Source organism: uncultured Draconibacterium sp. (genome assembly GCF_913063105.1).
Classification (GTDB): Bacteria; Bacteroidota; Bacteroidia; order Bacteroidales; family Prolixibacteraceae; genus Draconibacterium.
The window spans coordinates 10,328-26,531 of record NZ_CAJXYQ010000027.1 but is presented as its reverse complement, the minus strand read 5'-3'; the positions used below and the strand labels follow the sequence as shown (position 1 = coordinate 26,531).

Below are 16,204 nucleotides of genomic sequence, written 5' to 3'. Positions count from 1 at the left end.
TATATGAAAGTTCGTAACTCCATCCTCTTAAACAGTATTCTAATTTTTTTAATTCTATTAACTCCTATTTTACAATGGACTTTTCCCTGGGGTATTGAATCTATGTTATCTTTTAAGATTCTAGATTATAATTTATTTTATACTGAAGTAATTTATTTTCCAATTATCTTTTTCAATATCCTTAAGGGAAGTTTCGACAAAACTCGGAAAATTATTATAATCCTACTTACAATAGGTGTTTTTCTTTCTTTCTTATCTGGATTAGGAAATCAAAACAATAATTGGTTTTCACATTTCCTAATTTCACTCGACTTCTTTTTTTATGGTTTATTATTCTGCTCTTTTACAATAAAGACAGAACACATTAGAGTACTAAAAATCATTTTACTATTCTACTTTACCTATATTTGCATTCAGCAAGTATTAGTCCCACTTGGTATTATTAATATTGAAACTGCCCATAGACTTAGAGATCAAGGAGGAATATATAGAATTGGATCAACTATTGGTTCATCAATCGGGTCTGGTTATTTCCTTTTAATTTTAAGTGGAATATTAGTTTATTTATATAACAGCCACGAACTAATCAAAAATGGAATAAAACTACTAACAGCAATTGCAATTTTGTTAACGCTTTCAAGAGGTCCAATTTTAAGTTTCCTTATTGTAATATTCATAGATAATAGAAGATATTTGGTTAATTCCTTATGCTCTCCCAAATCAATCTTATTAGTTTTTTTTCTAATTGCATTCATAACCTACCTTAATAAGAACTACTATGTACTTGACATTTTAACCTATCGTTTTCAAGCCGAAGATGTAACTTCCGGACGGGATGATAGGTGGAGTCATACATTTGACATCTATAAAAACAATTCTATTCTTCTAGGTGCTGGAAATAACCTTATCCCATTACAAAGAGCAAAACTATCAGAATTAGAACCGATAAAAACAAAAGCTAGTTCTCCCCATAATTTTTATTTATCATTTATTGTTGAGATAGGAGCTTTTGGATTACTTTTAGTATTAATGTTAATGGCATTTCTTTTCTTAACAGTCCTAAAGAATAAAAGGATAGAAACTTATCCAAAGTATGTTTTCTTAATCACATTTATAACTCTTGCCAACCTAGAAGTTATTCTTCGGGATGGAATAATAGTATTTGTTTTTTGGCTTCTATTTTTCTTATTGGATTATGAATCTGGAAAAAGTAAGTTAGCTGCATAATAAGAATTAATATAGTCTATGAAAATTGTATATGACAACTTAGCCTTCTCTCTTCAGAAAGCGGGTGGTGTTTCCGCGGTTTGGGCAGGCTTGTTAACTAACATCGACAAGAAATACATTCTGAAATATATTGAATGGAGCAACCAAAACATTTTCCGAAAACATTTGATACTCCCGCAGTCTAAAATTGAACACCGTTTTAGTATCAACCCCAAAATCAATAAAATAACTAAAGCTAAATTTAGGTGCAGTAATAAGTTTATTTTCCATTCATCGATATACAGAACATGTAATAATCCGAATGCACTAAATGTTGTAACACTCCATGACTTTATCGACAAAACATTTAACCAGAACTATTTTGTAAAAACCATAAAGTGGTACTTAATGAAAAATAGTTTATTTGATGCCGATGCCATAATCTGTGTTTCTCAGAATACTAAAAAGGATTTATTGCATTATCTTCCTAAAATTAGTTCTTCAAAAGTATACGTTGTTAATAATGGAAAATCTGAAGAGTTTTACAGGCTTGAAAATAGACTCCAAACTGAAGAGTTTGTTCTATTTGTAGGAAAACGTAATGATTACAAAAATTTTAAAGTTGTGGTTGAAGCTTTAAAAACAGAAACTTCTAAAAAGCTAATTATTGTGGGAGGAGGACAACTAGAAGAACATGAACTTGAATTATTAAAGTCATTAGGTGAAGAACGTTACTCGCATAAAGAATTAATTAGCAATGAAGAATTAAACACCCTGTACAATAAGGCATTTTGTCTAGTATACCCTTCATTGTATGAGGGTTTTGGAATTCCTGTGATTGAAGCACAAAGTGCAGGTTGCCCCGTAATCGCTGCAAACAAATCATCCTTGCCTGAAGTTCTTTCAGATTCGGGAATATTACTTAACAATGTAAACACTAAAGAAATAGGAAAAGCTTTTCAACGACTAGAGGATCATGAGACTAGAAACCAACATATCGAATTAGGACTTCAAAATGCCGCTAGATTTTCTTGGAATAAAATGGCTTCTGAATATATAAAGGTATATAGAGAATTATGGGAAAATAATTAAGATGATAAACACCTTTAAGTCACAGTGAAACTTTCAATACAAAAAAACTTGAAAATATCAATTATTACAATTTGTTTTAACAGTCAAGCAACTCTTGAACCAACAATTCAGAGTGTTATTAATCAGACCTATAAAAATATTGAGTATATCATTATTGATGGAGCATCAAATGATAAAACAGTAGAAATAATAGAAAAATACGACGACCATATTTCTAAATGGATTAGCGAACCTGATAAGGGAATATATGATGCCATAAACAAGGGACTAAAGTTAGCCAGTGGAGACATTGTTGGCTTGATACACTCCGGAGATTGCTTATATGAAGATTTGACTATCGAGAAAATTGCAGACCATTTCGAATCAAATGATATTGATGCCATATATGGGCATAGTAAAATCTATTCCGATGATGGAGAGAATGTTGTAAGGATTAATAAAAGCCCCCACTTTCGAGATAATCTTTTAAAAATTGGGTGGTTTCCATCGCACCAAAGCTTTTATGCAAAAAGAGAACTGTTCGAGCAATATGGACTTTATAGCCTTCACTATAAAATTGCTGCGGATTATGAACTATTTCTTCGGTTCGTGCATATCCATAAAATTAATATCAACTTACTTGATGAGTTTATTGTAAAATTTAGCTTAGGGGGTATTAGTTCAAGTGGTATTAAGAGTATAATATCACACAATAAAGAATGTGTAGCTGCCTGGAGAGATAACAACTTAAAAATACCTTTCTACACCATTCCGTTGAAACTATCGCGAAAAATAAAACAATTCATTCTAGCAAAAATGTAGAGCATGGCCAAAACAAGCATAACCTATCGATTCTTAAAATTTATTGGGTTAAACTTTTCGGAAGAAGAATACGGTGATATTTCCTTTTTTAAAGCAATATATAGAGCGTTAAAGGGAATTAAAAATGCACTTTTGCTAAAATATTGTATGTACTCTGTTATTCTTTCACCATTGAATTACCGAAAAATCCGTCCGATTATCTGGCGCTGGATTGGCGCTCAGGTAGGAGAAGATACTTTTATTGGTTACGAAGTCTGGATGGACTTTAACAATGCCGGCTTAATAGAAATTGAAGACCATGTACATATAGCCAACCGTTGTTTATTGTTATGCCACCAAAGAGATTTAAGCAACTATTATGTTGATGATGATTATTCCAAACTCCCCTACCATAGAAAAAAGATTCATTTAAAGAAAGGCTGCCTTATAGGGATGGAAACAATAGTAATGCCAGGTGTAACCATTGGAGAGGGGGCGATAATTGGTGCAGGCTCATTGGTAACTAAAGATATTCCGGCCTGGACAATTGCCTCAGGTCGTCCGGCAAAAGTTATTAAACAAATTCCAAAACGTCTATGAAGATTCTTACTTTTGACATAGAAGAATGGTTTCATATCTTAGATAATGATTCCACCAAAACTGTCAATGAATGGGGCAATTATGAAATCCGGATCCATAAAAATATGGAACGGATTTTTCATATTTTAGAGAAAAACAATCAAAAAGCCACATTCTTTTGCTTAGGTTGGATTGCTGAAAAATATCCGGAAATAATAAAGGAGATTTCCAATAGCGGATATGAAATTGGTTCGCATACAAGCCTTCATCAATTAGCATACGAACAATCTCCTTTAGAATTTAAAACCGACGTAGAGTACTCCATTAAAACGCTTGAAGATCTTACCGGTGAAAAGATAAGATATTTTCGGGCTCCCGGCTTTTCAATACGACAAGATAATCTTTGGACCTTTGAAATTCTTATCGATTTGGGTATTGAAATTGATTGCTCAATTTTTCCAGCTGCACGAGCACATGGTGGTTTACCTGCTTACAGATCTCCGGTTCCTTCCTTGCTAAAATATAATGGACTTACGATAAAGGAGCTTCCCATCAACTATACCACACTTTTTAATAAACAATTAATTTTTTCAGGAGGTGGTTATTTCCGTTTAACGCCATATTCTTTATTGAAAAAATGGACAAAAGAATCAGACTACGTTATGAGCTATCTTCATCCCCGGGATTTTGACCCAAATCAGCCAATTATAAAGGAGTTACCCCTGTTTCGCAAATTTAAATCTTACGTAGGCTTACAAAACGCCGAAAAAAAACTCCAGAATTGGTTAAAGGATTTCCATTTTCTTGATATTACCTCTGCTGCTGCCGAAATTAACTGGGAAACTGTCCCCATGGTAGAACTTTAATTATTTTTCCTATAAAAAACCGAGTAAATATTACTTAAAACTCGGATTACCCGACCGATTGACACAAAAAACTGCCGGGGGAGGGCTTCCATTGCCGGGGGATTCCAAAACCTTGCCGGGGGACGGTTTCCCTGTGCCGGGGGGAATAAAAAAACTGCCGATGGGCGGCTTACCTTGCCAGTTGGCCTGAAAAAAGCCCCCCGGGAAGGGTCTACCTTGCCGGGGGGCTAATAAAATCAAGGGTTTTACCAGTTTACCGGTAGTACCTTCCGCGTTTGTCATCGTCTTTCCAAAACACATAACGTCCGTATTCACGGACTATACTTTCTTTTTGAAAGAGTAAACTGTAGGCTTTGTCGCGTAATGTTTTGGCCTGGTTGCCATCGTCGGCAGCACCGTTTGCAGCCGCCAGCAATTCCGAAAGCCGGTGCGAGAGCCCCCGTGCCTCTGTTAATTGGCTTAAGTCGAAATTTATAGCCTGCAGCGGTTCCGGATACTTCTCTCCTACAACAGCCAGTTCCAGTAAATCCTGTACCATATCCGCCTGGCTATCTCCTTCCCGTATACGTGCTACTTTTTTCTTTACATCATCCCGATTGCGATAAGCAAAAGAAAAATGATGTAATAATTCGTCGCGAAAAGTAAAGGCTCCCGGTGCCTCTTCTCGCCAATCAATAACTGCCCCTTCCCGGGCACGAAAAATACTCATCCAATCGGCCTGCAGGTAACTCAGTGCGGCACTTAGTGTTTTCAGGTCATCAATCAGTCCGACCTCCATGCCGGCTCCTTCCAGTGCTGCGCGGTCTTCATTGGCGTCGATGGCCAGAGTATTTACACTGGCTACATATTCGTCAATGGGTTTGTTCGGAAGTTTTACCTCTTCCTTTGGAAAGTTCTCAATTTCATCTTTCCAGTTGTTAAAATCATCAAGATAACTCATGAGATAAATAATTAAGTGGTATATTGCCGATGCTCCGCCGGCTTCTTCTGCCTTTCCGGAATTCTGAAAAATTAATGGATGGATAGATGACCAGCCGGCGGTTTACATCAGTAATATTCCCTTCAAGTTAAGAAACATTGGTTTATTATACCAAATTTATGTTTGCTTAACATTACTATATAGAATGTTTACAAATAATTTATCATGGAGCCCTGCAAGCAACTAATAGTAAGAAGGATAAAATCCGGCATTACCGACTCATCACTACATTAGTCAGTTTAGCCGTTCAACAATTTGGCAATTTTACAATTTCTCAGTTTTATAATTCTTACAACATAAAAAAACCGTCTTAACAAAGCTAAGACGGTTGATATGTTGTAGTATTCCTATGTAGTATTATTACTCGCCCTGGTAGACCACTTTAAAGGTTTCCCGTCGTAAATTGGATTGTAACTGCAAAATGTATAATCCCGGTTGGATCTTATTGCCATTTGCATCGGTGGCATCCCAATCAAAAGTGTTTAAACCTTCAGTCAATACATTAGACTTTCGTTGAATTATACGCCCTTGCATGTCATAAATAACAAATAGTATGTTTTCTCCTTTCTCTTTATTGATTTCAATTCTTAGCTCTTCTGAAAATGGATTGGGATAGATTTTACTTATTTCCCATTCTTTTTTTACAGAAATATTTGGTGTTATTTGGGCACTTTTTAATGGCCCATCCTGGTTTACCACCAACGTTGCTGTTACTCCATCACATGTTTCAAATACAACTTCGCCACTTCGCGGAACTCCTATGTTGGATGACAATGCTAATCCCAATAACGAGGTATCGGCTCCTGTCATACGTTCCGGGGTAATCCAGTCCGGATATGCAGTTAACTCCCAGGTCGAATTACAATATACCCTTACATCTCGTGAATGTTCCTCTGAAGGCTGATTCCATAACGTTTTTGATAAACTTACAAGACATGGTTCTGAACCTCGTTGATTAATTGTTAATGAGGCTTGTACATCTTCACAGGTTATGACTACTAAATCTCCACTTCGGCTTATGGAACTATTCTCCGTTAACTCTACCAGAAGTGTTGTATCTCCTGTGCCTGCTAATTGATTAACTGATAACCATTCAGGATATTCTACAATTTGCCAATCAGAATTACATATTAAACCTACTTCTATTATTACTGCTGGAAAGGAAGTGTCTATTAAACTTTCTGCAAATGAAACAAGGCACGGCTCAAGCCCATCCTGGTTTACCACCAACGTTGCTGTTACTCCATCACATGTTTCAAATACAACTTCGCCACTTCGCGGAACTCCTATGTTGGATGACAATGCTAATCCCAATAACGAGGTATCGGCTCCTGTCATACGTTCCGGGGTAATCCAGTCCGGATATGCAGTTAACTCCCAGGTCGAATTACAATATACCCTTACATCTCGTGAATGTTCCTCTGAAGGCTGATTCCATAACGTTTTTGATAAACTTACAAGACATGGTACCGGCCCATCCTGTACCACCTCAACACTTGCCGTTAATCCATCACAACCAACTACTTCAAAACTTCCGTTTCTATCCGTTCCGGCGTTGGGGTCGATGCTTACATTTACGGTATCGTGTCCAATTCCTGAGGTATGGCTAAAGCTTATCCATTCGGGAGTACTGCTAATGCTCCAGGGTTTATAGGTATCAATCACCAGGTAACGGGTGTCGCCTGTGGAGTCGACAGCAAACAAGCTATCCGAAACATTAAGGTGGCAGGGTGCACCTTGTTGGTTTACAGTAATACTTTTTGTTATTCCATCACAGCCTTCAATTACAATTTCACCAATCCGGCTGTCTCCCGGGTTCGTTTCCACAAAAATGGGCACATTCAGTCCGGTACTATGACTGGCTGGATTTAAATAAGCCCAGTTGGGTGATGAAATTACCGACCAATCTGAAGTCGTAATAATATTTACCCATGAAAATTCTTCTTGCCATCCTGCAAAATATATGGTATCAGAAATGCTTAATTCACATGGAGTAAACGCATTCAGCCCCACAAACACCGAAGCCCCCACAGTAAAGGGTACGGGAGGGGTTTCCTGGCCGCTATCGGGGTCAATAAAGGTAATATCCACATTGTCGTATTCAGTGCCTTCGCTGGCATCCCAGAGTTTAAAACGAAGTTCGTTTCCGGGGGTATAGCCGTTGCTAAGGTAGGCCCCGGAGGTATCCTGGTCGGCTTTGGAGGCATTAATAAAACCAATGGTGCTGTCGATTAAGGCTTCGGAGAGGACAAACACCCCGGCACAAATATCGCCGTCAAAAACGGCAATTTCATCGCCGGCCTGCATCGCACTGCCTTCAATGGTGGCTTCCACCAGGTAAATGTTCATATGGTCGTAGCCATTGCCATCAAAAGCCGGTTGAAAATGGCTTTGCGCGGCTACTCCGGTAACAAGCGATAACGCAATTAGTAGTAAATAAAGTTTTTTCATGAATTTATAATTTTTGTTTTTCTATTGTTCTTTTGTACTCTCACTCACTCTCCCTCACTCCCTCTCTATGCATAGAGAGGGACGATTGTGACGCAGTCGCAATCAGGGTGAGTCAGTTATCTTTTATATCTTTCTTTTTTAACATTTTGGTCATTTATTTTTTCCTACCCTTAGGTCCCTTTTTACTCTCCCTCATTAACCTTCTGCTGAGGGATAATCAGGGTGATTCATCTCCTATTCCGTTAACACGACTTTATTTATTACTGTTTTGTCGTTGGCGGTCACCTGTATATAGTATACGCCGGGGTTCACTTCTTGTCCGGCGGCGTTGGTGCCCTTCCACACCCAGTGATGCAGTCCTTCGCTAACTTGTTGCTTATTGGCAATAGCGCTTACCAGCTGTCCCAACTGGTTAAGTACGGTAATATCAAGCCTTGTATCCACTAAGTTACTGACTTCTATTGTTAATTCCTCATTAAAGGGATTTGGATAGAGTTTAATTCCGCTTTCGCTCAGCAGCAAATCAACCGGTGTAAGGCCGTTTTGTGCCAGGCTTAACAAGGCCGATTCGTGTTTGGCAAACACTTCCGGACCGCTAACCAGCACGGGCGACAATACCTGCCTGCTATTGGTGGCCTGTTGCCACCAATGTAGTTCGTAGCTATGTCCTTCGGTAAAGCCGGGCATTCCCGAATTATCGGCTGCCGATACCGGAATAGAAACAATTCCCTGCTGCAGGTGGTGTTTTTGCAGGCTTACTGCCCCCACGCACAGCGAGCCATCGTAAACCGCCAGTTCATCGCCTTCAGCCAGTTCATCCACTGGCAGGTCGGCTATATTCAGGTTCATATGGTCGACGCCATTGCCCTGGTACACGCGATTAAAGAATTCGGGCAGAACAAATGCTGGCCTGATTTGCGATGATTTATTGTAAGCACCAAAAATCCAGAGGGTATCGTTTTGGCTTACTTTTATCTTATAACCTTCGCCCGGGTCGAAAATCCCGATAAAGTTGGTCCAGCCACCAAAAACGCCGAGGTCTTCGATGGATTGTCCACCTTCATCCTGTACTTTTAGCAACACCCCACGGTCGATGAGCTGTTGCACTACATCCATGGCATCGGCCTGAACGATTTGCGGGTAACCCATAATATTCCAGCCTTCGTTTAACGGAATCGGATACGGGTATTCCACGGATGTTCCGCACACGGCAATACTGTCGTCCCATAACATTTTTACTTTATAGCCTTCGGTAGGCAGCAAATCGCCAATATAATTTTGCCAACCGCCATAAACGCCAAGGTCCTCGAGGGCATTTCCGGTTTCGTCCTGCACTTTAATCAGGGCACCGTTGTCTATTAATCCCTGGAAATGCCATTCCAGATCAGCTGAATCAGGCTCCACCGGAGTAGCTAAGATATTCCATCCGGCACTTAACTGGGTGGTTCCGCAGAAAGACTGATTTTGATTGAGTACGCTGATTCCTCCGCGATAGGTACCCACCCAGATGTTATCGTCGGTATCGGCATACACCGCATAGATATCGCCAACCGATGCGGCAATCATTCCATCTTCTGCCGAATAGCTTATCCAGTTCTGGCCATCGTATTTCACCAGTGTACGGCCACCTCCAAACCAGAGGTTCCCGCGACTGTCTTCTGTAATATCCTGACAGAAGGCCGGTATTCCATCTTCAGGAGTGAAGAAGGTCCAGTTGCTGCCATCGTATTGGGCAATGATATTGCTGCCTGCAAACCAGGTCTTACCCGCAGTGTCGAAGAATATTTCGGTAACATAAGTGCCATCAGCCTGGCCGGGTAAAGCATATTGTAGCCATTCGCTGCCATTGTATTGAAATACAAAATTTGAAGCACCATTGCAGGCCACCCAGATATTGCCATGAACATCTTCGCCAATACTGGTAATGTTGCCGTTAAAGCCAATCTCTTCATTCATAAAATAGGTCCAGCTTTCGCCGTCAAAACGGGCAACTCCCGTACCTTCCCAGGCGCCAAACCACATATTCCCCTGCGAGTCGCTGTAGATGCACTCCTCAAAAACGGCAGGTTGCGGGTAGTAGCTAAAGCCGGTGCCATCGTATTTGGTAATAACGGTATCGCCTGTTCCGGCAAACCAAACATTACCCGCGGCATCGTGTTCCATGGCCCAGCTGTAATTTTCTGCCAGTCCGTTGGCAGCAGAAAAGGCTTCCCATTGCGAACCGTTGAAACGGTCGGCGCCGTAGAATGAAGTCGTCCAGACATGCCCGTTTTTATCCTGGGTGATACCAAAGGAGATATCAGCTGTTAAACCACGGCAGCTGTTGTAGGTCGTCCAGCCGGAATGGTCCTGGTAGTCGCCAAAAGTATGGAAGTAACGGCTGTAATAGTTATCGTTATTGCTATTCAGATCGTCCCAGATAAATACATTGATATGGTGTTGCTGGTAATATTGTAATGTTGAAAAATCAAGCGGTTCAGAGAAATAATAGACAAAGGTATCGCCGGGAGCGATGCTCATATTCACCTGATCCACCATCATGGTATCTCCATTAAAGGTAAGGCCGATTCTAAAATTCTCCACCGCATTGTTTCCGTTATTGGTGAGGGTTACTGCCACATCTTCCACTCCCGGATTACAAAGCGAATAAGCCGGGTAAGGGTTGATGGGAGCCGCCCAGGTAAGAATATCCATATTTCCATACGGCGTTTCTTCAAACCAATAGCTGGAAGTGGCACAATTAAAATGTATGGTATAGTTACCGGCAGGCACATAAATATTTGGCCCATCCTGGTAACCAACACCTGCCGGGAAATATTCACCTCCCCAGTTCACACTCCAGTCCTGGTTTTGACGGAATTTCACCTGCATATCCGCTTCAAAATAGTATTCAGCAAGCCATTCGGAAGGATCTTGCGGATTCTGTTCGAACAGTATATCGCTACCAAAATTTCCCCATTGGTTAAAGTCGCCTACCAATCCGATGTTTTCGCAATAGGCACTGGTATCCGATACACAACTAATCAACTGGTAATCGTTATTTTGCATTTGCACCGGATTCGGAAAACTTACGCCGCTGTTTATCATACAGGTAAAGGCTCCGCACGAGTTCTCATCCAGCCAGTTGTATTCAAAATTTGCCTCCATTAAAGGAAGGCCACACAAGGCTGTTGGCAATGCGCCATCCAACTGGTTGTATTCCAGCCACAGCACTTCCAATTGTGTGAGGTTGCCCATCTCATCGGGTAAGGTTCCGCCAATGTCGTTGCCGTTTAGTAACAATTCGGTTAAACCATCAAGCTGACCGATTGAAGCGGGAATAGCTCCGTTCAAATCATTTTCGGGAAGATCGATAGAAGTTACCCGGCCATTTTCGACGGTAATTCCATACCAGGTATAAACCGGGCCATCCATCCAGTCATCGTTATTCAGCCAGTTGTCGCCGTTGGTAGCGGTATAAAAATCGATTAATGCCAGAGAATCGGCTTCGGAACAAGGGTTTAAGTTGAACCCACAATCGAGAAGCAGGGAATAGCCGCTTTGCTGTTCCTGGTAGTAATCGGTAAAACTTACGCCCTGAGCAACCAGGCAGGACATGGCACTGCAACTGGTTGAGTCGAAAAGATTGCCCGACAGGTTCGTTTGCCAGATGGGGGTATTACACAATTCAGAAGGAAGTGTGCTTAAGGAATTGTTTTCAGCATACAAACGCTGAAGACTGGAAAGATTCCCGAAGGAAGCAGGTATTTCCCCTGTTAAATCGTTATTACCCAACACCAAAATTTCCATAGCTGTTAGCTGCCCCAGTTCAGTTGGAATGCTTCCGCTAAGGTTATTGTAATGCAGGTAGAGGTATTGTAAATCGGTACAGTTGCCGAGGCTGGCCGGGATAGTACCACTGAATTGATTGCCATAGAGAATCAGGTGCACCAGTTGGCTGTGTGCACCAAATTCAGCAGGAATACTACCTTCCAGCGCATTGTTCTGGAAATAAACATACTTAAGGTCGGTAAAGTTTTCAATTGCTGAAGACAATGTTCCTGTTAGATTATTATTGGATAAAGCAATGGTGCGAATGGCCGTAAGGTTATAAAATTCAGGCGGAATGGGTCCGTTCAGATTATTGCCACCCAGGTCGAGTGTAACTACCCGACCATTTTCTACCACAACGCCGCCCCAGGTATACACCGGACCGTTTAGCCAGTTTATGTTGTAGTACCAGTTATCGCCATCGGTAGCATGGTATAAGGCCACCAGTGCCAGTGAGTCCTGACTGCTTACGGGGTTGAGGTTATAGCCGCAGTCAACGGTTAAGCGATAGCCGTCCTGCTGCATTTGTGCCTCATCGTCGATAAAGGTTACGCCATTTTCAATTAAACAGCCAATTGCCGGACAACTGGTAGAGTCGAACAGGTTACCCTGGAAGCTTACAGCATGCACGGGTGTTGAGCATAAACTCTCCGGGATAGCGCCACTGAAGTTATTGTACTCCAGCATTAGTTCGCCCAGGCTTTGGCTTTGTCCGATCCATTGCGGAATTTCACCATCGAACATATTGCCCGAGAGGTTAAGCACTGTTAAAAATGGAATATTCCCCAGCTCTTCGGGGATGTTGCCGCTAAGTTGGTTCCACCAGATGTGGAAGACCTCGAGACTGCTAAGATTCCCCATTGACGCCGGAAGGGTGCCGCTGATTTGATTTCCTCCCAGATCGAGGTATTGCAGCGCACTAAGGTTGCCAATGGATTCCGGGAGTTCACCCACCAGGTTATTCTGGTCGAGCCAAATGGAGGTAACACGGTCGTTTTCCACGCTTACGCCATACCAGCTCGCTACCGGCCCCGAGAACCAATTGGTGGTATCGTTCCAGCCATCGCCATTGGTGGCATAATATAAGTCGACCAGTGCCAGCGAGTCACGCTCCAAAGGGTTGGCAAACTGAATACCATCCTGCGAACGCGGATATACGCGCCAATCGCCCCAATGGTAATCCACTACCCCCAATACATTGTAGGTTTCGCCAATTTCCATGCTGGGCACAATCAGGTATCTACCGATTCTTGCTGTATCGCCGGCATCAGAAACCACGAGGTATTCATTGGTCTCGGTAAGTTCCACTACCGTAACATCACTTAAAGCCACAAATACACACTCGTAATCCTCCCCTATTTCCGCAACATCAATATACGACAGGTAAACGGGGAAGAACTCATCGGTATAGTCGGCCCATTGGGTATTAAACAGCTCCGTACGTCCGTTGTATTCGTCAACTTCTGCAACAATTTCAATGTGGTCGCCCTGGTTCAGACTAGCTGCCAGTGCCGGATCGTAAACAAAAATTCCGCTGCGTATCCCGGTGGTATCCTGCATATAAAAACCATATTCATTTACCGCAATCAACCGTCCTTTGGTGCGTACCACTTGCCCGTCGAGCGGAGAAATATCGCCTTCGCCCTGTATTTCTGCAATGGTGTATTCGGCTACTGGTTCGCTAATACACGAATAGCACGAGGCAAAACACACCACATCGAGTGTTACTGCCGAATCGGGCATAAGCAGGTTACGGTCGCCATTTTGGTCGATACAGGGTCCGCTAAGGTTTTCCCATTCCGTTCCATTCGCAAATTTATAGGCAATGCTTACCCCACTTTGTACTTTTATGCTGGCCGAATAAACAGAACCATCGGCAGTCATTTGCACGGGTTCAACCCACGACATCCACGAGTTCCAGTCGCCCCCGACAAAAACGCCGGCAGGGTCAACAGAATCGTTTTGCATATCTACGTTAAAAGTAAGGTCGTATAAAGGAATTACACCTGCGGTAGCCCGCGGATTTACCCGAAAGGCATTGTATTGATAATCGACTACCCCATATACTTTGTAGCTTCTGCCAATTTCCATTAAAGGCTGAACCAGAAAATTGCTGATAATGGTTGTATCCCCATCGGGCGAAACAACAATGTATTCGCCAAAAGCCGTAGTATCAACCACCGCTACCTCTAAGAGCGCCACAAAAACACATTCGTAGTCTTCGTTTATTTCTGCCACATCGATATACGACAGGTGTACATCCATAAATTCATCGGTATAATCAAACCATTCTACATTTAACAATTCGGTTCTGCCACCGTATTCCGTTACTTCAGCAATGATTTCAATCTGGTCGCCCTGCGCTAGTTGTGCAGCCAGTACCGGATCATAAACAAAAATTCCGCTGCGTATGCCGGTGGTATCCTGCATGTAAAAGCCGTGCTGGTTTACACCAATTATACGTCCTTTGGTGCGTACTACCTGTCCGCTAAGCGGCGACACATCGCCATCGCCTTGTATTTCAGCAATGGCGTATTGAGGAATGGAATCGTTGACACAGGCTGCACAGGCTTCAAAACAAACCAGGTTAAGTACCGAATCCACTGCAGGAATAATCAGTTGCCTGTCGTTTGCATCGCCAATGGTACAGCCTGACGGTGGTACTTCATAGTTATCCCACTCGCTGGTTCCGCCGTTAATAAACTTATATAGCAGGGTATCGCCCTCCTGCAAGCTGAGTGTTGCCGAATAAATGCTTCCGCTTTCATTTTCCATTCCAATGGCTTCTGCCCACTGGCTAAAACTTCCGTTGATATGCACCCCGTTGGGCGAAACCTGCTCGTTTTGCATGTCTACCCTGAAGGTTATGGCAACGGTGTCGGGGAAATCGATGCATCCGTTTAGCAAGGAGAAACCGTTTTGCTGTAACTGATCACCATCGGCAAAACTCACTCCATTATCAAACAAACAGGCAATGGCATCGCAACTGGTTGAATCCAGGAAGTTATTGGCAAAATTTACCTGCCCCAGGTTCTGCAGGTTACAGAGCTCCGAAGGGATGGTTCCGTCCAACAGGTTCCAGTCGAGGTTAATTTCCCATAAATTGGAACAGTTTTGCAGTTCAGGAGGTATATCTCCGCTTAGTTGATTGCCGTTAAGGCTTAATATATTCAAACTGCTGAGTTGTCCGAAGGAAGACGGAATTACTCCGCTGAGTTGATTCCCCCAAAGAAAGAAAAAGCGCAGATTCTCCAGGTTGCCTAATTCCGTTGGAAGGCTGCCATTAATTAAATTCCCGCCCAAAGCGAGCCATTCAAGCTGACTGATCTGCCCCAAAGAAGCAGGAAGGCTGCCAATTAAATTATTCTGATCGAGGGAGATTTCAGTAACGTTGGTATCCTGCATTGCTATGCCGTACCAGCTGCTAACGGGGCCGTTAAGCCAGTTTTCATTGTTGGTCCAGTTATCGCCATCGGTGGAATTATACAAATCAACCAGTGCCAGCGAATCTTGTTCACTAACACCGCTTGTGTTCATTTGAAAAGTATTATAATTATAAATACCCCATGCAACACCGCTGGCCATTTGTGCCCAATCGTACCAGTGGATATCATGATTCCAGGTATCGTAAATGGCGTATTGCTGCAAATCTTCGTCGTAACCAATGCCCGTTACAAAATGATCGGTACCGCCGTTACCATCAGTATCTACCAGCAAAACAACAGGCCGGTCGTTATCAATTTCATTTTTATAGTTCTCCCAGCTTCCGACAGCAGTAAAAGATATTGTGCTGGTAGTTACCTGGTAGGTGGAATTCCTGAGTGCCACATAATTGGTAAAGGACGGTGCAATATCTGAACTCCAGCTCCAGCCGTAATAGTTGTTTCGGCTACTCCACGAGGTGCTCATAAAGTCGGCCACCGAGTTGGAGGTATGCGCTCCCCCTAACTCCGATTTATCCTGCATTAATCCGGTGCTTGTATTATCAATGGGTTGCGAATAATCATCGTAATGTCCGGTACTGGCAATTGCGTCATCAACACCTGTCGTTTGTGTGGAGGCATCGCCGTCTATCAGATCCGGAAATCCATTTAAGTCGTAATAACCAAGCACCATGCCCACGGCAGTTGGGCCACAGCCCCTGTGCCAAATGTATGATGGTACGGAGGTAATGGTTTTACTACCAGCTCCTCCCTGAGTGTTTAATGCATTCTCCGGCTTAATAATACCGGGGCTTACATTGGCCGGCCGCTCCGGACCGGAGCTACTTTGCTGCGCCATACTGCTGAGTGCAAGACCAAGCAATATAAATGTTGAAAAAAGAAAAAGAGTAAATGTTCTTTTCATAACAGTTGAATTTTGGGTATTTTTTTTGGTTTATTCAAACGTTGCGGATACACACTGCTCAGGCAGAATTGGCCTGAACGATACTGTGGTTCTT

Annotated in this window: 8 protein-coding genes; 5 read left to right on the top strand and 3 right to left on the bottom strand. The window is 42.3% G+C overall.

All coding sequences use genetic code 11. The features are described from left to right. Positions 1–3: 3 nt before the first annotated feature. Genes QZ574_RS18345 through QZ574_RS18325 form a run of 5 tightly spaced genes read left to right on the top strand, consistent with a single transcriptional unit; the run spans position 4 to position 4,523 of the window. Complete coding sequence (locus QZ574_RS18345) at positions 4–1,227, top strand: O-antigen ligase family protein (RefSeq protein WP_297092252.1); 1,224 nt, start codon at positions 4–6, stop codon at positions 1,225–1,227. Positions 1,228–1,245: 18 nt separating this feature from the next. Further along, a complete protein-coding gene (locus QZ574_RS18340; protein ID WP_297092250.1) occupies positions 1,246–2,298 on the top strand; it encodes a glycosyltransferase family 1 protein in 1,053 nt (350 codons plus the stop codon). Between the two features lie 48 nt (positions 2,299–2,346). Beyond that, positions 2,347–3,099 carry a glycosyltransferase family 2 protein gene (locus QZ574_RS18335; protein ID WP_297092249.1) on the top strand — a complete coding sequence of 251 codons (753 nt, stop codon included), beginning with the start codon at positions 2,347–2,349 and terminating at the stop codon, positions 3,097–3,099. A gap of 3 nt (positions 3,100–3,102) precedes the next feature. Next, the gene (locus tag QZ574_RS18330) at positions 3,103–3,678 is read left to right on the top strand and encodes an acyltransferase (RefSeq protein WP_297092247.1); all 576 of its coding nucleotides are present in this window, start codon (positions 3,103–3,105) and stop codon (positions 3,676–3,678) included. Further along, the gene (locus QZ574_RS18325; protein WP_297092244.1) at positions 3,675–4,523 is read left to right on the top strand and encodes a polysaccharide deacetylase family protein; all 849 of its coding nucleotides are present in this window, start codon (positions 3,675–3,677) and stop codon (positions 4,521–4,523) included. Before QZ574_RS18330 ends, QZ574_RS18325 begins: the two co-directional genes overlap by 4 nt. 253 nt (positions 4,524–4,776) lie before the next feature. On the opposite strand, the gene QZ574_RS18320 is transcribed toward QZ574_RS18325, so the two are convergent. The 3 genes from QZ574_RS18320 to QZ574_RS18310 all read right to left on the bottom strand — a co-directional run bounded on the left by QZ574_RS18320 (position 4,777) and on the right by QZ574_RS18310 (position 16,110). Beyond that, positions 4,777–5,463 carry a hypothetical protein gene (locus QZ574_RS18320; protein WP_297092243.1) on the bottom strand — a complete coding sequence of 229 codons (687 nt, stop codon included), beginning with the start codon at positions 5,461–5,463 and terminating at the stop codon, positions 4,777–4,779. Positions 5,464–5,862: 399 nt separating this feature from the next. After that, positions 5,863–7,953: a BACON domain-containing carbohydrate-binding protein gene (locus tag QZ574_RS18315; protein WP_297092240.1), complete on the bottom strand. Its 2,091-nt coding sequence runs from the start codon at positions 7,951–7,953 to the stop codon at positions 5,863–5,865. 234 nt (positions 7,954–8,187) lie between these two features. After that, positions 8,188–16,110 (bottom strand): C39 family peptidase, encoded by a 7,923-nt coding sequence (locus QZ574_RS18310; RefSeq protein WP_297092238.1) that lies wholly within the window; start codon positions 16,108–16,110, stop codon positions 8,188–8,190. Positions 16,111–16,204: the final 94 nt, after the last annotated feature.

Excerpts from the sequence above, each read along its gene's own strand:
- QZ574_RS18340 (WP_297092250.1), top strand. The coding sequence starts at position 1,246 with ATGAAAATTGTATATGACAACTTAGCCTTCTCTCTTCAGAAAGCGGGT.
- QZ574_RS18320 (WP_297092243.1), bottom strand. The coding sequence starts at position 5,463 with ATGAGTTATCTTGATGATTTTAACAACTGGAAAGATGAAATTGAGAAC.
- QZ574_RS18325 (WP_297092244.1), top strand. The coding sequence starts at position 3,675 with ATGAAGATTCTTACTTTTGACATAGAAGAATGGTTTCATATCTTAGAT.
- QZ574_RS18315 (WP_297092240.1), bottom strand. The coding sequence starts at position 7,953 with ATGAAAAAACTTTATTTACTACTAATTGCGTTATCGCTTGTTACCGGA.
- QZ574_RS18310 (WP_297092238.1), bottom strand. The coding sequence starts at position 16,110 with ATGAAAAGAACATTTACTCTTTTTCTTTTTTCAACATTTATATTGCTT.
- QZ574_RS18345 (WP_297092252.1), top strand. The coding sequence starts at position 4 with ATGAAAGTTCGTAACTCCATCCTCTTAAACAGTATTCTAATTTTTTTA.
- QZ574_RS18330 (WP_297092247.1), top strand. The coding sequence starts at position 3,103 with ATGGCCAAAACAAGCATAACCTATCGATTCTTAAAATTTATTGGGTTA.